At 51.2% G+C, this 19,481-nt stretch carries 27 protein-coding genes and 2 pseudogenes; 2 read left to right on the top strand and 27 right to left on the bottom strand.

What is annotated here, in order from left to right; translation table 11 throughout:
• Nucleotides 1–5: 5 nt before the first annotated feature.
• From ACR8BL_RS26060 to ACR8BL_RS25940, 25 genes and pseudogenes are all read right to left on the bottom strand, one after another.
• On the bottom strand, nucleotides 6–158 hold the full coding sequence (locus ACR8BL_RS26060; protein ID WP_434750221.1) for a hypothetical protein: 153 nt from the start codon (nucleotides 156–158) through the stop codon (nucleotides 6–8).
• A 15-nt stretch (nucleotides 159–173) separates the two neighbouring features.
• Nucleotides 174–320, bottom strand: a complete 147-nt coding sequence (locus tag ACR8BL_RS26055) for a hypothetical protein (RefSeq protein ID WP_434750220.1) — start codon at nucleotides 318–320, stop codon at nucleotides 174–176.
• Between the two features lie 5 nt (nucleotides 321–325).
• A complete protein-coding gene (locus ACR8BL_RS26050) occupies nucleotides 326–451 on the bottom strand; it encodes a hypothetical protein (RefSeq protein ID WP_434750219.1) in 126 nt (41 codons plus the stop codon).
• A 20-nt stretch (nucleotides 452–471) separates the two neighbouring features.
• Nucleotides 472–1,125 carry a PhoH family protein gene (locus ACR8BL_RS26045; RefSeq protein WP_434750218.1) on the bottom strand — a complete coding sequence of 218 codons (654 nt, stop codon included), beginning with the start codon at nucleotides 1,123–1,125 and terminating at the stop codon, nucleotides 472–474.
• A gap of 20 nt (nucleotides 1,126–1,145) precedes the next feature.
• Nucleotides 1,146–1,289, bottom strand: a complete 144-nt coding sequence (locus ACR8BL_RS26040) for a hypothetical protein (protein ID WP_434750217.1) — start codon at nucleotides 1,287–1,289, stop codon at nucleotides 1,146–1,148.
• Nucleotides 1,286–1,585 (bottom strand): hypothetical protein, encoded by a 300-nt coding sequence (locus ACR8BL_RS26035; protein WP_434750216.1) that lies wholly within the window; start codon nucleotides 1,583–1,585, stop codon nucleotides 1,286–1,288. The genes ACR8BL_RS26040 and ACR8BL_RS26035 overlap by 4 nt, the downstream gene beginning before the upstream one ends.
• Nucleotides 1,586–1,740: 155 nt before the next feature.
• Nucleotides 1,741–2,235, bottom strand: coding sequence for a hypothetical protein (locus ACR8BL_RS26030; protein ID WP_434750215.1), 495 nt, complete (start codon nucleotides 2,233–2,235; stop codon nucleotides 1,741–1,743).
• A gap of 567 nt (nucleotides 2,236–2,802) precedes the next feature.
• Nucleotides 2,803–3,834, bottom strand: coding sequence for a ribonucleotide-diphosphate reductase subunit beta (locus ACR8BL_RS26025; RefSeq protein ID WP_434750214.1), 1,032 nt, complete (start codon nucleotides 3,832–3,834; stop codon nucleotides 2,803–2,805).
• A gap of 31 nt (nucleotides 3,835–3,865) precedes the next feature.
• Nucleotides 3,866–5,389: pseudogene (locus ACR8BL_RS26020) on the bottom strand (ribonucleoside-diphosphate reductase subunit alpha); the annotation flags it as partial.
• Between the two features lie 187 nt (nucleotides 5,390–5,576).
• On the bottom strand, nucleotides 5,577–6,308 hold the full coding sequence (locus tag ACR8BL_RS26015; protein WP_434750213.1) for an NUMOD3 domain-containing DNA-binding protein: 732 nt from the start codon (nucleotides 6,306–6,308) through the stop codon (nucleotides 5,577–5,579).
• A 137-nt stretch (nucleotides 6,309–6,445) separates the two neighbouring features.
• Nucleotides 6,446–7,231 (bottom strand): annotated as a pseudogene (locus tag ACR8BL_RS26010) (ribonucleotide reductase N-terminal alpha domain-containing protein); the annotation flags it as partial.
• Nucleotides 7,232–7,384: 153 nt separating this feature from the next.
• Nucleotides 7,385–7,648: a hypothetical protein gene (locus tag ACR8BL_RS26005; protein ID WP_434750212.1), complete on the bottom strand. Its 264-nt coding sequence runs from the start codon at nucleotides 7,646–7,648 to the stop codon at nucleotides 7,385–7,387.
• Nucleotides 7,645–8,199: a crossover junction endodeoxyribonuclease RuvC gene (locus ACR8BL_RS26000; protein WP_434750211.1), complete on the bottom strand. Its 555-nt coding sequence runs from the start codon at nucleotides 8,197–8,199 to the stop codon at nucleotides 7,645–7,647. Before ACR8BL_RS26000 ends, ACR8BL_RS26005 begins: the two co-directional genes overlap by 4 nt.
• Nucleotides 8,168–8,380, bottom strand: coding sequence for a hypothetical protein (locus tag ACR8BL_RS25995; protein WP_434750210.1), 213 nt, complete (start codon nucleotides 8,378–8,380; stop codon nucleotides 8,168–8,170). The genes ACR8BL_RS26000 and ACR8BL_RS25995 overlap by 32 nt, the downstream gene beginning before the upstream one ends.
• Nucleotides 8,381–8,382: 2 nt before the next feature.
• The gene (locus tag ACR8BL_RS25990) at nucleotides 8,383–9,315 is read right to left on the bottom strand and encodes a hypothetical protein (protein WP_434750209.1); all 933 of its coding nucleotides are present in this window, start codon (nucleotides 9,313–9,315) and stop codon (nucleotides 8,383–8,385) included.
• A 130-nt stretch (nucleotides 9,316–9,445) separates the two neighbouring features.
• Nucleotides 9,446–9,703, bottom strand: a complete 258-nt coding sequence (locus ACR8BL_RS25985) for a hypothetical protein (RefSeq protein ID WP_434750208.1) — start codon at nucleotides 9,701–9,703, stop codon at nucleotides 9,446–9,448.
• Nucleotides 9,704–10,363, bottom strand: a complete 660-nt coding sequence (locus ACR8BL_RS25980; RefSeq protein ID WP_434750207.1) for a 3'-5' exonuclease — start codon at nucleotides 10,361–10,363, stop codon at nucleotides 9,704–9,706.
• Nucleotides 10,364–12,316 carry a DNA polymerase gene (locus tag ACR8BL_RS25975; RefSeq protein ID WP_434753256.1) on the bottom strand — a complete coding sequence of 651 codons (1,953 nt, stop codon included), beginning with the start codon at nucleotides 12,314–12,316 and terminating at the stop codon, nucleotides 10,364–10,366. It abuts the gene before it with no gap.
• A gap of 504 nt (nucleotides 12,317–12,820) precedes the next feature.
• The gene (locus ACR8BL_RS25970) at nucleotides 12,821–13,267 is read right to left on the bottom strand and encodes a hypothetical protein (RefSeq protein ID WP_434750206.1); all 447 of its coding nucleotides are present in this window, start codon (nucleotides 13,265–13,267) and stop codon (nucleotides 12,821–12,823) included.
• Nucleotides 13,236–13,415, bottom strand: a complete 180-nt coding sequence (locus ACR8BL_RS25965) for a hypothetical protein (protein WP_434750205.1) — start codon at nucleotides 13,413–13,415, stop codon at nucleotides 13,236–13,238. Before ACR8BL_RS25965 ends, ACR8BL_RS25970 begins: the two co-directional genes overlap by 32 nt.
• Before the next feature lie 3 nt (nucleotides 13,416–13,418).
• Nucleotides 13,419–13,676, bottom strand: coding sequence for a hypothetical protein (locus ACR8BL_RS25960; protein ID WP_434750204.1), 258 nt, complete (start codon nucleotides 13,674–13,676; stop codon nucleotides 13,419–13,421).
• Between the two features lie 23 nt (nucleotides 13,677–13,699).
• Nucleotides 13,700–14,497 carry a hypothetical protein gene (locus ACR8BL_RS25955; protein WP_434750203.1) on the bottom strand — a complete coding sequence of 266 codons (798 nt, stop codon included), beginning with the start codon at nucleotides 14,495–14,497 and terminating at the stop codon, nucleotides 13,700–13,702.
• A gap of 140 nt (nucleotides 14,498–14,637) precedes the next feature.
• Nucleotides 14,638–15,201 carry a hypothetical protein gene (locus ACR8BL_RS25950; RefSeq protein ID WP_434758281.1) on the bottom strand — a complete coding sequence of 188 codons (564 nt, stop codon included), beginning with the start codon at nucleotides 15,199–15,201 and terminating at the stop codon, nucleotides 14,638–14,640.
• A gap of 8 nt (nucleotides 15,202–15,209) precedes the next feature.
• On the bottom strand, nucleotides 15,210–15,395 hold the full coding sequence (locus ACR8BL_RS25945) for a hypothetical protein (protein WP_434750201.1): 186 nt from the start codon (nucleotides 15,393–15,395) through the stop codon (nucleotides 15,210–15,212).
• Nucleotides 15,396–15,604: 209 nt separating this feature from the next.
• On the bottom strand, nucleotides 15,605–16,243 hold the full coding sequence (locus ACR8BL_RS25940; protein ID WP_434750200.1) for a hypothetical protein: 639 nt from the start codon (nucleotides 16,241–16,243) through the stop codon (nucleotides 15,605–15,607).
• A gap of 36 nt (nucleotides 16,244–16,279) precedes the next feature.
• Here ACR8BL_RS25940 and ACR8BL_RS25935 point away from each other — a divergent pair, with 36 nt between their 5' ends.
• Complete coding sequence (locus ACR8BL_RS25935; RefSeq protein WP_434756476.1) at nucleotides 16,280–16,600, top strand: helix-turn-helix domain-containing protein; 321 nt, start codon at nucleotides 16,280–16,282, stop codon at nucleotides 16,598–16,600.
• A gap of 78 nt (nucleotides 16,601–16,678) precedes the next feature.
• On the opposite strand, the gene ACR8BL_RS25930 is transcribed toward ACR8BL_RS25935, so the two are convergent.
• The gene (locus ACR8BL_RS25930) at nucleotides 16,679–17,185 is read right to left on the bottom strand and encodes a toprim domain-containing protein (protein ID WP_434750199.1); all 507 of its coding nucleotides are present in this window, start codon (nucleotides 17,183–17,185) and stop codon (nucleotides 16,679–16,681) included.
• Between the two features lie 604 nt (nucleotides 17,186–17,789).
• Here ACR8BL_RS25930 and ACR8BL_RS25925 point away from each other — a divergent pair.
• Nucleotides 17,790–18,002: a helix-turn-helix domain-containing protein gene (locus tag ACR8BL_RS25925; protein ID WP_340028940.1), complete on the top strand. Its 213-nt coding sequence runs from the start codon at nucleotides 17,790–17,792 to the stop codon at nucleotides 18,000–18,002.
• 7 nt (nucleotides 18,003–18,009) lie between these two features.
• Here ACR8BL_RS25925 and ACR8BL_RS25920 read toward each other — a convergent pair whose 3' ends face one another.
• Nucleotides 18,010–19,368 carry a DnaB-like helicase C-terminal domain-containing protein gene (locus ACR8BL_RS25920; RefSeq protein ID WP_434750198.1) on the bottom strand — a complete coding sequence of 453 codons (1,359 nt, stop codon included), beginning with the start codon at nucleotides 19,366–19,368 and terminating at the stop codon, nucleotides 18,010–18,012.
• Between the last annotated feature and the right edge of the window lie 113 nt (nucleotides 19,369–19,481).

The raw sequence follows: 19,481 nt of genomic DNA, 5'->3' as shown, positions 1-19,481 counted from the left end.
TGCGTTCACTCGGCGTCCTCCTCTTCGTCCATCAATTCCCACGCGTAACCATAACCGACCCAATTGTCTACGCCAGCCGCTTCGAGCGCGCCGAGAAATTCGCTATCCTTAACCAAACGCTCATAATCCGACTTTGCGATAGTTACCGTTTCTTCCATACGATCACTCCTTCGTTAAATTAGTGTGTATACCGCGATTAATCCCGCGACCACTACTGCAATCGCCGCCCAGTCACGCGTAGCCTGTTCGCGTTCGATGCGTTCGGCTGGCGCGGGCTTGACGCTGTAACCGGTCGGCGTGCGTTCGAATTTATACGCCATATCGATCAACCTCCGTTATATTCGCACCAGCATTGCGGACACATATCGTTTTCCTCCGCCCAGGTACCGACTTCAACTTCGACCCATTCGTAGCAACCTTCGCATTCAAATCCGCGCACATCTTCGTCCATGTTAACGTCTCCTTTCGTGTTCACCACGCGAGCTCATCGGCATGTTGCGCCAATTGGCCGCGGAAGTTACGTGTTAATTCGCATACATTTGCGTAAGGCTCATCGCGAAAGTGTTCGATATACGGCGCGAATCCGGACTTGCTTGCGTCGGGGAGATCACATTGTAACGTGTGTCCGATGACGATAACGCTGCAGTCATCGTGGACTCTCGTTAATAACTTTTTCAACTCACCGCGCGTCATATTCTGCGCCTCATCGAGTATCACCGTTTTCCCTTTAATGTTGATGCCGCGAGCGAATACGTGTGACATCGGATATACCCAGTGATCGCCACGCTTCATAGCCGCAAAGTCTTCCGGATTAAATATCGCTTTCTCCGGACTCTCGCCGATCTCAGCCAGCGCATCGGTTAGCGGAGTGATATACGCGGCTTCCTTTTCGCGCTGCGTTCCCGGCCGGAATCCCATGCGGCCCTCTTCGACCGGCGAGAATACGTACACTAGCGGCTTGCCGATCAACTTCGCGGCAGCTACGGCGAGCGTCGTTTTCCCCGTGCCGGACTTCGCGTTAACGAACGTGATGCGGTTATCGAAAATGCTATCGACATATATGCGTTGCTCAGGCGTTAACTTTTCGCGGAATCCGAAAAACATCGTATCTTTGGGTAGCGGCATGGCTTGCGGCCTCCTTAACGTTATTTGTTAACTTCTGACTCGACGAAGAATGCAAGAGCTAACGTGATGAACGCGATTGCGGAGATGAAGTTATCCGCGTCCCAACCGAAGCAAACTGCGATGAACAGCGCAAGATAATATAGCGCAAGTAACTTCCCAATCATTCGCTCACCTCCCGTTCCTCAATTACGTAAATCGCTCCACGCTGATCGATGACTTCGTACTTAGCCGCGTCGATAACGTGGCCTGGGCGGAGAGTGACTTCGTGGCGGACCGGTTGGTTTGCGGCAGCGAATGCGAATAATCCGACTAACATCATGAGGCCGCCGAGGACGAGCGGAGGTGTTTCGACTGCGGTTATTCCTGCGATTAGAACGACTAAGCCGACTATGCACGCGATTACTCCGATAACAATGAGTACAACGTCAGTCCCGCCGCCGTACGTATGCAACACGTCCATTTACGCGTCCACCTCCTCGATTACGATTTGACTCGCGCCGACCTCTCGCAAGCTAATTTCCGTTGTTAAACGCTGTCCTTCCGGCCGCCATACGAGTATTTGCGCATCGCCTAGGAGAGGTGAACGTATGAGCGCGGTAACTAATTCGTCTTTGGTCACGCGGCTTCACGCCCCTCTTCGTAGTCTGCGTCAGTGTCGTCGATGACTGCGCAGTTTTTTACCTCCGAGTTGTATCCGTTGGTAAATACGTAGGCATTACCGTTCATTATGGTACGATCAACGATGCGAGTCGTACCGATATGCGCACCGCTTACCTTACGGATGATGGCACCAGGTACCGCCTTCTCCGGCTTCGGCGCATTCACAAACGCACCTGTCAACGTCAGGCCGAGCGCACGTTCAGCCGCGATTGCCTTGCCGATGTCTGCGTTAAATACGTCGTCTGGCGCGGCCTTTGCGATGCCTACTGCGGCTGGCTTCTTACCACTCGGATAATTACCGGTTCGAGCTAACGCCGTTACCGTTCGTTTATCGCGGTTAACGTGAAACTCAATGCGGTAAAATCGGTCTTGGAACGGCGTACCTTTCGGAAGATCATCGTCAAGCGACCGCCCAATCCGCCCCAACTCCGCTACCCTTTCGCGAGCCATTTCGATAACCTTGGCGCGTGTCAGTTGCGGCTCGCTAACGCTCTCCCCTACGGTCGGCTCCGCGCTATCAACCGGATCGATCTCCGCCAAGTAGCTGCGTACGGCGCCGGCATTGTCGCGGATGAATTGCGCGAAGAGGTCCGGGAGAGATGCGGTGAGTGGCGCAGGAGTTGCGATAGGTTCGAGGACTACGTATTCATCGGGTCCCGCGATCATGATACCGTCCGGATTATCAACCCGTTTCTCTACCGGAAAGTATGCGAAACCGTTCAAATCGACGCGAGTTACGTGCAGTACGTCACCATTGCGATAGTGACCGAAAGTGGTACGCTCCTTAACGATCTTGATGCGCTCACCTGCGTTGGCTTTGCGGGATACTTCGCGAAATGTAACTGCGTTAGACGTTTGAGTTGCGTTGGACATCGTATCATCTCCGTTTCGTTTGGGTAGGCGCTGCGGTGCGTGATGTTTGCGCCTTATACTAATCTTAACAACTAGAAAATCGATCCCGCACACTTTTCGCAGATAAATAAAACAAAAAAAACGGAGCAGCCCGCAGGCCCTCCGTTACAAGTCGTCAAATCCGTTATCTTCCGATACTTTCCCGTAGTTACGCGATTTCCCTTCGAAGAAATCCGTCTTAGTTGCGTTGAGCGCGTCGTCAGAAAACGGCTTAATCCACGGCATGCAGTTAACGTCCACGCCTTCATACGCCTTTTCCATTCCGAGTAGGCGCAGGCGTTTATTCGCGGTGTACTTGATGTAGTCGCCGAGTTCCGCCAGATCGATTCCGCGTACGTCAGCCAGCGTATAGTGCGCCCAGTTCGTTTCGAGTTCGACGGCGCGGTCGATCGTTGCATATACGTAATCGCGATTAGCCTGCGTATCGAGCTCCGGGAAGTCTGCGAGAAGCTGCTTGAACACTTCCGCGAAGAAATAGCAATGCTGGTTCTCGTCGCGTTGAATGTACGACACCATCTGTGAGGTTGCCATCATCTTTTGGCCGCGCGCCAGGTTATAGAAGAACGCGAATGTACTGTAGAAGAAGATGCCTTCGAGGATCAGGTCCGCAACCATCGCTTTAAAGAACGTATGTGGCGACGGATTATCGCGAAACTCCTGGTAAATGTCCGCAATAAACGTATTCCGTTCGAGCAGTACCGGATCATGCTTCCAGTATTCGAATATCTCGCGCTGCTCCTGATCGGAAACTAGCGATGACAATACGTACGAATACGATTGGTTGTGGACGACTTCTTGCTGCGCGATGATTGCGGAAATGGCTTCGAGCGAGCTGTCCGTAAAGTAGCGCTTGACATCGCCAACGAACGCAGTCTGCATCGAGTCCAGCACGGCGAGCAGCGAAATGTTTATCTTAAACGTCCGCCGTTCTTCCGGATCGAGTTGCGCGAATTGCTGTGCGTCCTTGCTCATCGGAATTTCGTCCGCGATCCAGTGATTGAGCAGCAGCACTTTGTACAGTTTATACATATGTGGCATACGGATATCGTTCCAGTTTAAAATACCGGAGTTTTCCCCTTCGATGACGCGCGTTGATTTATTCGGCGCCTCTACGTTAAATATGCGTTGAATTTTCAACTAATCACGCTCCCTATTCGTATATGTTAAATTAGGACGCACAGCTCTCGCACTCGGCTAAAGTCAGCGCGCGGCTCCGTACATAATACGTACTTTTCAGCCCGCTTCTCCACGCGTCCATGTGTAATGCAAGGAACGCGGTCGCCTTAATGTCCGGCGTAACGTAAAGGTTGAACGATTGCCCCTGGTCGATATGACGTTGCCTAGCGGCCGCCATACGGATAGACGCGTGCTGATCTACGAGGAAGGCGGTCTTGTAATACCATATCGTCTTCTCGCTTAAGTCCGGAGCCGGATTCGCAATCTTATACGTCGTCTTCTCTTCGTATGACAGCAGCTCGTAAATCGGATCGATACTCGCGGTCGAGCCCGCAATAATAGACGTTGATCCATTCGGAGCGATCGCGAACATCCATGCGTTACGTACGCCGTGCTGGACGACTTGTAACGTTAAAGCCGCCCACTCTTCGTCAACGTATCCGCGCTTAGTAAAGTACTCGCCGCTGTGCCAATCGGAGCCTTCAAACGCAGGATATGCGCCTTTCTCCTTCGCCAGGTCTACGCTGGCCTTGATCGCTAGATAGCTAATCCGCTCATATAACGCGTCATTATATGCGACGGCCTCATCGGATTCCCAGCGGATACCTTCAAGCGCGAGTAAGTGGTGCAAACCGAATGTACCGAGTCCGACCGCGCGATACGTCTTATTCGTATGCTGCGCCTGCAGTATTTCGATGTTGTTGATATCGATTACGTTATCGAGCATACGCATTTGAATCGGAATTAGGCGGTCGAGTACACCGTGCGGAACGGCCCGCGCTAAGTGAATCGAGTTTAAGTTACATACGACAAAATCGCCCGGCACCTTCGTAATTACAATGCGCGCCTGTCCGTCTTTCGTTACGAGTTCTTCCGTTTCCACTACGGTCGGCGACTGATTCTGCATGATCTCCGTACACAAGTTCGAACTGTAAATCATTCCGCGGTGACTATTCGGATTCGCGCGGTTGACCGTATCACGATAGAACATGTAAGGCGTGCCCGTTTCGAGCTGCGATTTCATAATCCGCTTCATGATATCGATCGCCGGGACGGTTATACGCGGCAACAACGGATGTGCGACGGCCTCGGCGTATTTATCGCGGAATGAACCAGCGCCGAACTCCTCGTCGTAGAAATCTTCGAGCCCTAACGCGCGACCGTCCGCGTCTGTCCATCCGAGAGTATTACGCACCTCATGCGGACAGAATAGCGACCAATCTCCGCGCGCATCGACGGTTTCCATGAATAAGTCCGGCAGACATACGCCGTGGAAGATATCGTGCGCACGCATCCGCTCGTCACCGTTGTTCAATTTGAGGTCGAGGAACGCGAGAATATCCTTGTGGAATACGTCGAGATAGACGGCGATTGCGCCTTTCCGCGTGCCGAGTTGATCTACGCTGACGGCCGTATTATTGAGCTGGCGAATCCACGGAATGACGCCGCTTGACGTGTTCTTGTGTCCGCGAATGTCCGATCCTCTTGCGCGTACTTTTCCGAGGTAAACCCCACCTGGATTTTCCGCTAGATTCGCTACGTCCAGCGCGCCTGTTACGGCTGCTTACGGTCACCCGTAAGAGAAGACCATATCACGATCTGCAAACGCAGACCCCTCGCTTTTCGGACGCCGATCGCTTGCGCCCTACTCTACTCCCTTACGCACTAGGCGTGGTTTCGATGGTCGTTAGGCATTTAGACCTTTAATCAACATACTTGTAGTCGGGATAGTCATCTGATCTGACTCTTTTGTAGAAGGTTCCAGCAGAAATACCCACGTATTCACATGCTTCCTTAACAGTATCGAAATATTCTCCGAGAACGATGACTTTTCTGGCGGAAGGATTTTTTCCTCCGGCGAGCCTTCCTCGGTTTTTACTACCTATGAGGCGTTTAGTTTCATCTGAATGGTGCTTTCCGAAGAATCCGTTGTCTTCTCCGTAATTTGCGCATTTTTCAGATAATACCTTTAGAGTCTCCTCAGAGTGTGTTCGACCGTAGAACGGATTGTTCTCGCCATTCATGTTGCGTGATTCAATCATCTCTCGCCACCTAGAAATGTCTCCGGAGTACATCCAATCCCACGGCATTTTAGAATAATGAACATGGTCTTCTCCTTTGCTTACTCCAGTTTCAGCAGACCAAGACTTGTTATATAAAATACCGGTGGGTTTATACATTTCGATAAATTCCTGTTCTAAGGTTTTAGCAAGACGTAGATCCTCTACCTCATCCCCTGTTTCGAACATTTGAACGGTGTGCACATCAAAGTTATTCTCCCCATACTTGTTCCAACTATTTTGTAGATGTGTGCAATGGTGTTGGCCTAGTAGAAGCAAGCTTCGATGTCTCTTCCACCTCTGGACGATATCAAACGTTCTGCCTACATAAAATTTCCCGTTAGTTTTGTTAATTATTTTATAAACACATTGCATGGCGGCACTCCCTTTCGAAGTATTTCCGACATACAAGTATGTTGAGGTCATTTAGCACGGGATTATCTCATAAGAGAACTCCCCCGTTTAACGAGGTTTTCGACGATCATTGCTGATCGAAGGCACTAAGGTTAGTTAATGCCGCCACCCATTTTGCTAAGTCGCGCCACATCCGTATTTGAATCGAAGATACCTTCGAGCGAATCGTCAACGGTATCGATGAAGCATGACGATAGCTGGCCGCCGGTAGCCTTGCCCGCGTTAGATAGCGTAGGAGTCGCCGCCGTCATATATAGGTTAGACATCGCCCAATACGCCTCTTTAACGAGCTCCACACGCTTACCCGCCGGTTCTTGGTGCATTAGGAACATCGCGATAATCATATAGCGTTCTTGCGGCAGTTCCATCACGCGCCCATCGAAGTCATGCGTAAGATAACGTTCAGCCAACGTAAGCAGTCCGATGTAATCGAATAGTAAATCGCGCGTCGGATCGATCTCTGCGCCGAGCTCTTCGATTTGCTCACGCGTATATGCTTCCGTAAGTTCCGTACGATACAGACCCCGCGCCACCATATCGGTAACTAGCGGATAGAAGCCGCCGTACGGGCGATCGGCATACGATTTGTATCGGCGATTATGCGCGGCTTTCTTGTACAGTGACGTAAGCAGACCGCGAGCCGCTGCGTATTTCCATTCCGGTTCCTCCTTCGTTACGAGTTCGAGCGCGCTCATAATGAACGCCTGGCTCACGTCTTCTCCGCTTACGGAAGATTGGCGGAGCTTTGCGTTAACTCCGCGCAGTAGAATCGTTTTGTCTACGCCTATGAGTCCGGCGAGGATGCGGTCGGCGTACGTAGATAAGCGCGTCGGGTCAAACGTAAGGGTACGGTTATTAGGCTTCGTTACTGTCTGCGGTGTCATTATTCGAAATCATCTCCGTTTCATATAGTTGTTTCGCGTTGGCAAGTCTCCGTTCGTACTTTTCCGCAAGCCCTCGGTAGACCATAACGGACCGTTCGAGAGCTGCGATTTCCTGGCGTTGATGTTCGGCGAGGCGTGCGGATAATTCGCTGCTCATTCGAAATCTGCGTCAGTATACGTACCGAGACGCGGTGGGTGGGCGTAATTCCGCTCGTCGCAATAGGCTTCGTACGCCTCATCCGTCAGTCTTTTGCGCTCAACCTTCGCGAAATTATACTGCGTCATTAAGTCGTATAGCCTATCCGGAATCTCGTGCTCATCGTTGCAGTGGACATCTTGCTCCAACCTTCCGTTAACATAGAATCCGGTACTCGCGTCATATCCCGTATCAACCACCGTAAGAATGTCCGTTTTCATGCCGCATCAGCCTCCGTATCAATTAAATTCTCGCGCATCAAGTACGTTAAAATAACAGCACATGCATCCGAGTCGTCGTTACCGTCTTTAAACGGATAGTCGTCTGGCAGACGGAGTAATCTACGTACACCGTTAGCTACTTCCTTCTTATCAGCGCGCCCACTCCCACCTACCGCCTTCTTTACGGTTGTTGGCGTCAGATGCTCGCCCTTCTTGAACTTCGCGGCTTCGTATCCAAATACGTTCAATGCGCGATCGGCGGCTGTCCACGAGTTAAACACCGCCCGAGTAGCGTCCTTGTTCTTGCCTGACGTAAAATCCTCGCGTAGTACGATATCGAACGGCATGTATTCGTAGACGTTCTGCGCAATAAACGATTCGACTACGACGGAGCGAGCCGCGTGATTAATGTTGGTGTCCGTTGCGACTGAGCCTGTGTATACGAGCGTCGGGATGCGTTCCTTAACGTCGATTACCGCGAGGCCGGGAGACAGCGACAAGTCGAGGCCGAGGTAACGTTTAGGCCGCTCTTTGGGTTTCGCTATGATCATCGCCTCCTGACGTATATCCTTGGATAAATAGCGCGAGGATGATCAGCGCAACGCCTAACTTGGTTAGCCACGTATACTCGCTGTCCGCGAGTATACCGATCCACAAGAACAATCCGCATAGCGTGGCGGAGGTAAGCCCTACGCACACAATTCCGAGGAGGATTCGGTTAAATACGTTCATATTTACGCAACCTCCTTCGCTTGGCTCTCCGCCTCTTCCGCCCTAATACGCTCGATATCCGCAAGCGCCTCCGCCGGCCCACGCTTCTGCCAATCCGGTAATCCCGACCGCTGAACCGCCGCCACTTTACGTCTAAGCGCGTCGAGTTCTTCGTCAGATAAGGACAGCGCGATCGTCCGTTTAAAATCGTTGAATCTCCACTTACCAAGATCCGTCGCAGGCGGTTCGCCTTTATCCGCGGCGTCTAAGATTCCCACAAAGTGTCCGAGCAAGTCTTCGCGCATCTCATCCGTAATGTACAGGCCAAAAGCGGCGATATCCGGATTCTTTTCGAACTCTGCCGGCGTCATATCCCACGCTTTCCGCGCACCGTTAACGTAGAGGATTACGTAGAAGTCAACGTCGTACATAACGGAGTAGCTGACGCATTGTTTAACATGACCTTCTTCCGGACCGTTGCGCATACTGTAACCGGACGTTTTCGCATACGTAGTCTGCTTGCTCTTAACTTCAAGACCGACGCGTACTTCACGGCCAAGCTCCGGAATCCACACGCGCATAACTCCGTCCGAGGTTCCGAAGAGGGCGAACGTTTGACCCGCGTGCTCAACGATCTTGGACATCTTCGCGAAGTCCTCGAACATCGGCTCGCCTCGTTCATTGCGATCGAATACAAACGGAGGATTCTCGCCAGCATACCGCGCATAATGTTTCTCCGCGAAGAGGATATCGCGTTGGATAATATCCCCGATGGACGTACCAATGCGAGTCTGGCGCCCCTGATTCGGTTGACGTCCGCGTGATTCCTTTTTAGCTCCGCGTACCTTTTCGTATAGACCGCGCGGATCTGAATCGGCGGCTGACGGAGAGAAATACGGAATGTTACGCGGCGGCCATACTTTGCGTGATTTGTCCGTGAGGATATCGGCGTACAACTGATGAATCTGCGCGTCGAGTGCGTCGTCGTACACTTCTGGCGCGGAATGGACTTCGTTCAGGAATACCGTAAATTGCTCCGCGATTCTATTTGCGATTAGTTGGTTATCCGTAATTTAAACCGCCTCCTTAGTATAATTCGTGTGTATACGTATAGATTCCGAGCTCACCATCTTTGGTTACGTACGCAATCGCGTAGCACATAATGCGATAACCGGGACTGTCAAAGCCTCCGCAGTAATCGTACGTGCACGGTATTTCTAAAGTGCGCTTAATGAAGTCTACCGCGTATACTATTGACTCCTCGGCGCCGCTGTCCGGATCAGCTTGCGCCACTTCGATAGCTTCCGTTATTTTCGCCTCAACTTGCGCTTTGTCCGCGTTCATCTACGCAACCTCCTTCGTTTGTTTCCGCTCAATCGTACGCACAATCGCGCCAGGCGGCGTATAAGTCAGTGGCCGCTCCGGGCTGTCTACGACGACATTGCGGTATGTGATTCCGTTAACTTCCGCCTTCTCCTTGAGTACCGCATAAAGCTGCAGCGTAGCCTCCACGTCATTCATTGCGCGATGATGTCCGTTAAGCGCGATTCCGTAACGTTCACATGTCGGCGCTAGGCTTGCGTTCTCGTCCGGATCGATTAGGCGGGACATGGCGCGAGTGCATGCGAATCCATGCGGATAAGTTATTACGTCTCCAAGCGGGTGGTTGGCCGCAATGAATCGAAGATCAAACGGGATATTATGTGCGATAACTGCGGCCTCACCGACGAAAGCTAACAGCGCGCCTATTGCTGACCAAACAGAAGGAGCGCCGCGCAAATCCTCCGCCTTAATTCCGGTCAGCTCCGTGATGAACTCCGGAATCTCAACCGCTTCGCCATTTACATCCGGCAGCGCAACATACGTCTGGAAACGTCCAATCTCGCGGATGTAACCGCCCGGCCCAACTTCCGCACGGATGGCGGCGATTTCCGTGATGTGATCAGTGTGCGGATCGAGTCCGGTTGTTTCGATGTCAAGTACGGTGACGATTTCGTTCTCCATTTACGCAGCCTCCTTTTGTTTGAACCAGTCTTCCGGCGTCACGCCTTTGCCCCAACGCGTCATAATCGCGATATCCGTTCCGTTAGCGACGGTTCCCCATGCGTAGGATTGCGTCATGATTCGTTCTATAACCACGATATCTTCACGCGTAAAGTCTTCCGGAATCTCGAATACGAGCTCGTCATGGATCGTTCCCCAAAGCGCCCACCCTTCGCGTTTCTCGCATTCTTCATGCGCACGTATCATCGTTACCTTCGTCTGTATTGCGGAGCTTCCTTGAACGCGTGCATTCGTTCCCTGACGCATCGCGCGGTTAATACGTGAGTTATGCTTGCGGTGCTCTTCGTATTTGGCGTCATTCCATTTGCCGAACGGGATTTCTTTCCGCTTGAGCTTTCCGTCAGGCAGGCGGCGTTTCCGTTGTTGTTTATCCGCCCACACAAATCCGTATTTGGCAACGTCCTCTTCGTTCGCTTTTAGCCAAGCGCTAAGCTTCGGCATTCCGCTGAACAACTCTTCTTTAAACGCAGTCGCTTCCGGCTTCTTCAGTCCGAGCATATCCGCGAGTGAAAAGTCGCTCATTCCGTATAATGTCGCCAGCCATACGACCTTCATCGCTTTACGTTCAGGCGTATCCTCTCCGCTCGGCAGCTTATTAACTTCGTGATAAGGGCGCTTGTAGTACATACTCGCCATATTAGCGTAAGGATCGATTCCCTTTTCAAAGGCTTCGATTAGGACGGGCTCGCCGGATAGGTACGCGGTACACCGAATCTCCTGCGCTTTAAAGTCCGCAGATACGAGTACCTTGCCCGGAGGAGCAACGAACATCTTTCGCGCATCCTCCGGCTGGTTTTGAACATTGAACTGATTGGAATCCGCAGCCTCTTCGTCTTTTCCGGAACTAAAGCGTCCCGTAACGGTGCCGATCGGATTAAAGCGCGAGTGCCAACGCCTAGTCGTCGGATTCTGCTTCGTTGGAAGCGCGTCGATATAAGTGCCGCTTAACTTCGTGATCTTCCGGTATTCCAGGAGATCCGCGATAACTTCGAAATCACGCGCCATTGGCTTAAGCGTCTTCTTCGCATCCATATTCGGGAGTTCCTTACCGATCACCTTGGACAGCGCGGCTTTCATTTGCGGTCCGGAGTTGAGATTAAGTTCCGCGTCTCCTTCGTGATGTTTCGATAGGACTTCGATGAGCTTGGCGTGGAGCACTTTTGCCCGCGCTCCTAATTGCTCTCCGTACTCTTTCGCGAAGTCCAAATCGAGAATATATCCGTTGGCCTCCATTTCGACGATTACGTATAGAAGCGGAACCTCGACCGTTCGGAAGTATTCGAGAACCGTCGGAATCTTCGTGAAGTGTTCGTATTGGAACTGATATAACTGCCACGTCAAATCCGTATCCTTGCCGGCATATGCCAGCGCAATGTCGAGCGTAATCTCGTTGAACGGCGTCTTTCCGAATAACTCCGCGAAGGTATCCGACTCAACTCCGAGATACTTCGGCGCCAGGTCTTTCAATCGGAATGACGGTTCGTTTTCGTTTAATAGGTGCATCGCGACCATCGTATCCCACGTAAGTCCGCGAAGATCGGAGCCGTGTCGCCTAAACATCGCGATATCAAACACCGCGTTATGGAGAACCTTGCCGATGCCTTCGTCGTATAAAAACCATCGCAATTCGGATAATACGTAATCACGCGAAAGTTGATCGCCTTCATCGTGCATAACCGGAATATAAACGTGCATGCCTTTTTCGCGTAATGGCGGAACACTTACGGATGGCAACGTTAGGGAAATCCCGACAATGACGTCAGTATAAACGTCTACGCCCGTTGTCTCCGTATCGACCGCTACTTCCGTTTCCTCCCGTAACCTTTCGTTCAGCCGCGCCAACAGCTTCTCGTTCGTAATGAGGAAATAATTGCGCGGAGTATTTTCGACCATTTCGCGTAACGTTTTTTCCCGTAACATCACGCGCAGATCGCCGTATATTCGTAGAGCTTCCGCTTTGCTGAACCGCTTGCCGACGCCGGACTGATGTCTGCCTGTTACACCCGTCTCCATGGCGTTCTTAACCGCAAGCAATTTCTCGGTATCCGAATCGCTATTCTTCATCGCAAGTATTCGTACCCACGCGTCCTCTATAGTCTCCTGCGCCGCCTTCTTCCGCTTAGTTGCGTCGACCACCCGTTCGGCTGCTCCATCATCTGGCGCAGGCGGCCGTAAGTTTAGCGTTAGTTTCGGTGTTATAGCGCTCACTCCTCTCCCGTTATTTGCGTGAAGCTTGCGGTTACGCGGCGTCCACCTCCCGGTCGAAGCGTTGCTCTACCGGTACGATGAGCGTAACTGTATCGCCTTTGTCCATAAATGCGCCGTAGTATTCGGTTCCGAACGCGTGGGCTGTCCGTTGGGACCTCCGCCCGGTCTTACTCACTTCGCTCGCTTACGTTAGGCTGCCGCTGTCACTAATTCGCGATTAAGCGCTAACGAAAGCTCCACCCAACGCTCACTAGCGCGTGCCTCGGCGCACCAGTACTCTCCGCATAATCGGTTCTCGAACATGAATACGCGCGGCATTTCGCCATCGACGGCCCAGACGCCAATTATTAGATCAGCATCGGATAAGTCGTACGTTGTTCCGTTCCCTTTCCGCGCATAAACTACGAGGTCGCCGCCGCGATCCATACGCTGGCGAACGGTTTTCACCTGGATCTTAGCGTAGTCACCCGTTAATGGATCACGCGCCAGGATATCGTAAGCTTCGTCCGTCTCCGCCTTGTGTACGGTCCATCCGTTAGCTAACAGCGCAAGACGCGCCGCCAGCTCCGAATACTTTCCGGTAATTTCCGTTACGTGTGCGATATTAATCACGCTCCTTTCTGCCCTTATCGTCAATTACGTAAGAATCGGCAGCAACGTAGAACTTTGAAAATCCGCTAGTGCGTAAGCTGTTTACGTATCCTTCTACGTCCTGTTCGTTGACTCGATAACATTCGCGCTCTTTACCTGGAGCGGTAGCTATTAGCCATCGTTTGTTATTCAACTATTAGTCCTCCCTTTCCGGTACGAAGACGATCTCAATATCGCCCTCGTCCGCTGGCAATTCCGCCGCACCAAACGCTGTGTATTGCGTAGGCTCAACGCTCATTACGATGTCTGTCATAAACAGACCGTGTTCGTGCGAGAGCTCCGTTATAAACTTCGCGAGGTTCTTGCCGGCTTGCGGTAACTTGCGAACGTCATGAACGTTGAGCATTACGGTGAGCTTGCGTGTTTCCGGACCCGCTACGTTGTTTACGTCCATACCTCCGCCTCCTTAACGTTTAATTAGAACGGAAGATCATCGTCGCTGATATCGATTGGCGCGCCATTATCGGATGGAGCTGGCGCGTTGTTAGCGCTACTTGCACCGATCGAGAGTCCGAGGCGTCCGATATCAAAGCCCGCGATTACGAGGTTCTTCGTTTGTTCCTCTTCGTCAGCTACGTACAAGCACGTTTCGAAATCCGCGAAGTCAAACGGTTCGTCTCCGATCTTGGCGAAGTTAGCGCGTTCCTCATCCGTCAAGTCGCGGTCCATTTTAACGATGGCGTTGAGCGATACGACAGCCGCGGTGCCTGCGCCTTTCTTAGCGAGCTTGAACGTGATTACGTCCAAGTCGTCTACGTTGTCTTCGATGACGGATTTCAGCGTCTGTTCCTGTTTAGGCGATAGATCAACCACGATGTCTTTGCCTGTCGTCAAGTCGTAGAATGCGCGGAGATAACGCTTCTTACCTTTGTACAGGTACGCTTCATCCGTGATTACTTTTACCGCGTCTTCACTTGCGCCTGCCTCTTTCGCTGCGTTTGCTTCCGCGTACAGTAACTCGGACGCTTTGTCCCATACCGTGTGGCCACCGGTGATATAACCTTTAGCGTTACGAGCTGCGGGGGTTTTCGGTACGAACGTGTTTACTTTGTTGAAGATGCTGTAACCGTAGTACTCCGCGACATTGTTAATCGACTTGACGCCAACTTTGAAGAGACTTCCGGACTTAAACGATGTCATCGGACTTTCCTTCGCGCCTCCATTGTCCGTACCTGCTGCTACAGCCTCTGCGCCAACCTTCGTAAACATCGACATTCGATCACGTTCCTTTTCGGTTTATTTTCGGGTCGCGATTCCCACGCCCGCTGTACGGTACTAAACGTTAATACCGCGCAGCCGACGCAGGCAATGTCGGCCTTATTCGTACGCACACATATAATAGGAAACGATACGGTTCAAACGTAAGCCACTACGCTCTTCATAACGTTCGTTTTCTCGCGTTGTACCAGTAAAATCTCGCGTTCCAGCGCCTTCAATTCGGACTCAATCTCTTTAATCCGCGCAGTCATCTCGGCAACCACGCGGGACGACTCGGATTTAACGCGGCGCAACCCGGCCTGCGAGCGCTCCACGGTTAGCTCCGCCTTGCGTACATTAATCCGTTTAACCTCGCGCTTTTCCTTGCGTTCAGCAGCCTTCATAGCGCGGATGATTAGCCGCTCGATCGGATTGCGGACGGACTCATGCGCCTTGTGTTGCGGATAAAGCGTGATCACCGTATCTTCCGTCGGATGTACGATGAATACTGTGCGGCGGTACGAAAACATGCGCGCCGGTTTTCCGTCCTCGTCGATGACGTGTTCGGATACAAGCGAAGACTTGCGCAACAAGTCCATTACGTACACTGGCGCCTTGCTGCGGTCGACGCCGAAATGCTCAACCGCGCGGTCACAAGCGTGAGGTCTAACGAAAATCTTACCGATAAAGTGCGTACCGGCCTGCGGATCGATAGCGTACATGACGGTCATTACGCGATCACCCGGCCTCTCCGCAAGTGGCGTGCGTCAATATAATCGGCGGCGTCTTCGTATTCGCGGATCGATCCGTTATACCAGACGTCAGGATGGCGGCGAGATTGCGGAATGGAAATGTTAAGAAAACGTGAAACTTCGTTGTTAGATGAACGTATATTTAACATGTGAGCGCGTTTCATACGGCGCACCTCCGGGTATAATATAGTTAGATAGCGTTGACAAGCGTTATCAATCCGTGGTAACATGCTAATTGTGAGTTGGTCATGTTACCAAAGATTTACAACATACATATCTTTTTCGTATTGGTTAATTGTTAAAAAAGTGTGATATACTCTTAACGAACAAGGTCGGGCTTCGTGCCTGAAACTCCGACCGAGTTCTTTAGAGGTTAAACGGCTAAGTATTCGTTAATATCTCCGAAACGATTAGCGTCGTATCCGCGAGATAACTTGCGAAGCTTGCGTTTAACAAACTCGTGATGCATTCCTAGCGCTTTAGCGAGCGCCGTGATGGAATCGTGTTGCGGAAACTGCGATACAATTAGCGTTGTATCGTGGTCGACCTGGGTAGGGTCAGTTAGGGAGACGATCAGTTGGCGCTGGTCGTCTTCTTTTTTGCGTAGCTGACTTAACACTTCTTCTTCGAGATTATACTCGTCTCTGACTTCGGATGTTGGCGCATCCTCATCACCGGTGGACTCCGTACCTAAGATACATAAATTATGGTATTTCCTTACTGATTTGATATGGTTCAGCATTCCGTTCTTTAGTGCGGTTGAGAGCATTCTACCGAAATCCCACTGTTCATATTCAAGGTCCAAGTGCTTTGGACTTCTAGTTAGTTTGAGTACGGCAGTGTCAAAAATTTCGTCGGCATCGTGCTCATCTCCATAACCGCTCCTGATAACACGGGTTCGGTGTGCTCTACTAAACACGTTACGCGCCTCTCTGTACAGTTCATTGAAGGTTTCCTCGCAAGGATTGCTTCTATGTGCAACGGCTCGATTATTAAGTTTTGTCAGGTCCATGTTTTATCTCCCTTCGGCTTATACTCATATTAACAATTGAAAAAAGAGGTTCGCACACTTTTTGAAGAAAAATATGTTAAAATGTTTTGTGTAACCTTTGTAGCAAGTTGGAGGCAATGTTTTATGGAGCTCTATCCAGGAGAATGCCGCCTCCAATACTTACTCGACCGTGCAGGTATGTCTCAAGCTGAACTTTCAAGACGTACGGGACTTAGCCCACAATACATAAACGGGCTAATAAAGGAACGTTGGACAAAAGGGCTTATGAAGCTTGATAAAGCGAGGTTAATCTGTGCTGTACTAAAGATTGACAATCCTTTTGAACTTTATGAGTGGAGAGCAGAGAAGCCTGAATGATTGAGCTGTATTTGCGGCGTACGTCGGACTAGCCTCCGCGTACCCGCTTTTATACGCACTAGTGCGTACTTCCTGATATTACATCATATGACGATATGTGTCGATACTATGTTGCGCCATTATGAAAAGATTTCTTCGCGTGGCAGATTTAACCGCTCGCCTCAACGCAATCTCATCGCGCACATCGTTCGCATCCTTCGCACCTTCCGGCCACCTAACGTCGTACAACTCGCAATATCCGCGCATCTTAGCCGCAACCTCTTCCCGCAACTTCTCGCCAGCCGCGTCATTATCCGTCCCGATCACGATTTCCTGAGCGGGCGACATCCGCAACATTTCCGCCTGGCTATCCGTAAACGTAGAGCCACCGACCGCAATCGCAGGATATCCGTTACTCCACAAGTACATCGCGTCAGTCTCGGACTCAACGATAATTACGCGTCTTATTCCGCGCAAGTAAACGAGATGGATGCCGTAGATCATATTACGTACAGGCGCGCCACCTTTCGCATAAAAAAACACTTTCGACCAGGTTACCCGCCACTTTGCGTTAATAGGCGCGCCGCTCGGATCGTGCCACGGCATGACGGCCGCATTCTTATGCGAGTCAAATCCGCAGTCAAACATGCGCTGAGTCTCTGCACTTATCCCGCGCTCAGTAAGATACGGAACGGCGTCGGCTTTGTGCGCGGAGATATCGATCGGCTTCGGTCGCTCAGCGGTTGTCGGCTTTATTTTGATGCGCAGCTTAGGCGGGCCGTCCTCGGTAATCTCTCCGGTCGTCAACTCTTCCCGCGCCTCTTCATACGTAATGTTACGAAGGAACGCGTATAGTTTAATCGGACCGCCGCGGGCATAGTCCGGATTATTAGCGCCTGAGTCGCGCCAGCAACCGAAGTCGGGTGAGTCCGGATCGATAATAACGCTGAATGACGGAATCTTATCATCGCGTAGACCAAACGGTGATGATGCGTTGAGACGTCCGCGAGTATTCGGTTGTACATTGCGCCAATCGTGCGTGTCGAGTGCGGCAAGGAACGTGTCAACGTTTATGACATTGCTGATAAATTTGTCCTCCTTTCGGTTGAACACTTATGCAAAACGTGATATAGTGGATAAAAATACCGATTCACGTTTCGTGTATCCTCATCCTAATACACGTTTCGTGAAGAGTCAAGGAGAAGTTTACATGAGTTACGAAGAAATTGTTGCCCGGAACGTCCGACATCTTATTGAACAGAACAACGTAGAACAGAAGGAACTTTCTGCCGCGCTCGGCATTACACCGCAGAGCCTCAACAACTATCTTTCGGGAACCCGTAAGTTTCCTATCGGATTAATCCCGGTAGTCGCGGACTATTTCAACGTGTCGATCGACTTTTTATACGGCCGCGAAGCATAAGCGGTAATCAAAAACCGCTCACGCTCGCAAACTGTTCCGCCTGCCCTTGCGTATCTAACTCGCGCACCACGCCGTAGTTCGGCAAGTATACGATTTCAACACGCGTATCCTCGCCGCCATTCCGCCCCTTCTTGATCCATACCGCGCCGCGCCCTTCCTTATACAACGTATCTACGCCGAGTAGGTTCGTAGCGTCTTCAAGTATCGCCTTCGTCTTCTTAACTTCCGCTCGCTTAGGAGCAACCAATTCGCGCTCTCCGTCCGCGTTCTCTTCGTCTTTAACTTCGTCCGCTTGCGTTACGACGTGTACGACGGTCTTTAGTCTGCCTGCCATTCTCCGCAGCTTCTTCGATGTTTCCGCAACGTCACCGCCAGCCGTCCGCGATGTGTTCGCCGCGAAGTCCATCAAATATATCGGATCGACTACGACAACATCCGCATCCACTTCGGTTATATCCGTTTCCAGATTAGCAATTCCACGGTTTATGAAACCTTCGCTATCAGTTGCGCGGAGTAGGATTTTGCCTGGAATGATCTCGTTAAGCGACGCGACAAACTGTTCTAGTCCGCGTTCGTAAGCGTCGTCCAACTTACCCATGAGCATCCGCTTGTTATCGAAGCCCACCGTGTAGTCAACGCCGTCAATCCGTGCAACTGTGCCACTAACTCTCGCGGAGATGGACGAGTACGCCCGCGCCATCCATTCGAACGTGCTCATTTCGAGTATCCACAGTAGGACAATCGCACCCTGGAACGCGGATTCTAACGCCTCCTCCATTACGATAACGGATTTTCCGCGTCCAGACCGCCCGTACCATGCGTACATGTTTCCGGAAAGGTAGCCGCCGATCGCTTCGTTAATGGAGTCGAATTTGCTGGTCCATATCTTAAATGATGTGCCGGATTTACGTGCGCGATACTCATCCAAAAACTGCTCGCCAGACGTGGAAATATCCGTAATATTCGGAACACCTGTTCGTGTTTCCATTTTAATCCGCTCAGCCTTTGCGGTCAAGCTATTTAAAAACGCCTCGGTCGTTAACGTCTCGTAAGACCGCGTAAACTCCGGACTGTTAATATATTCCGCAAACTCTCGCTTGCCGACCGCGTCTTTTAGCTGCCCTGCCAGGTACTCGTAAGAATCCGTAACCTCCGGGATATACGTAATTTGCGGATTGTTCGATACGAATGTCGCTACTGATGGCGCGGAACCTCCGTTTGACTCTGCGTAACTGACTACGAAGTCATACGCGGCCTGTTCGATGCGCGAAGGAAAGTCCGAACGCTTAACGTTATACTTTGCGATGGCTTGCGTTGATCCATCGTCAATGATCTTGGACAAAAGTTGCTGACCAATAACTGCCATGTAACCTACACCTCCTGTTGTACACCTTGTACGTATTTGTCGTCAAACCGCGTTTTAGGACAATTTTACCTATTGACAACGTTTTGACATTCGACATATATCCCAAATTACGT

Source organism: Paenibacillus amylolyticus (assembly GCF_051136285.1).
Taxonomy (GTDB): domain Bacteria; phylum Bacillota; class Bacilli; order Paenibacillales; family Paenibacillaceae; genus Paenibacillus; species Paenibacillus amylolyticus_F.
Note: the sequence above shows the minus strand (reverse complement) of the source record. Positions and strands in the feature narration are given on the sequence as shown.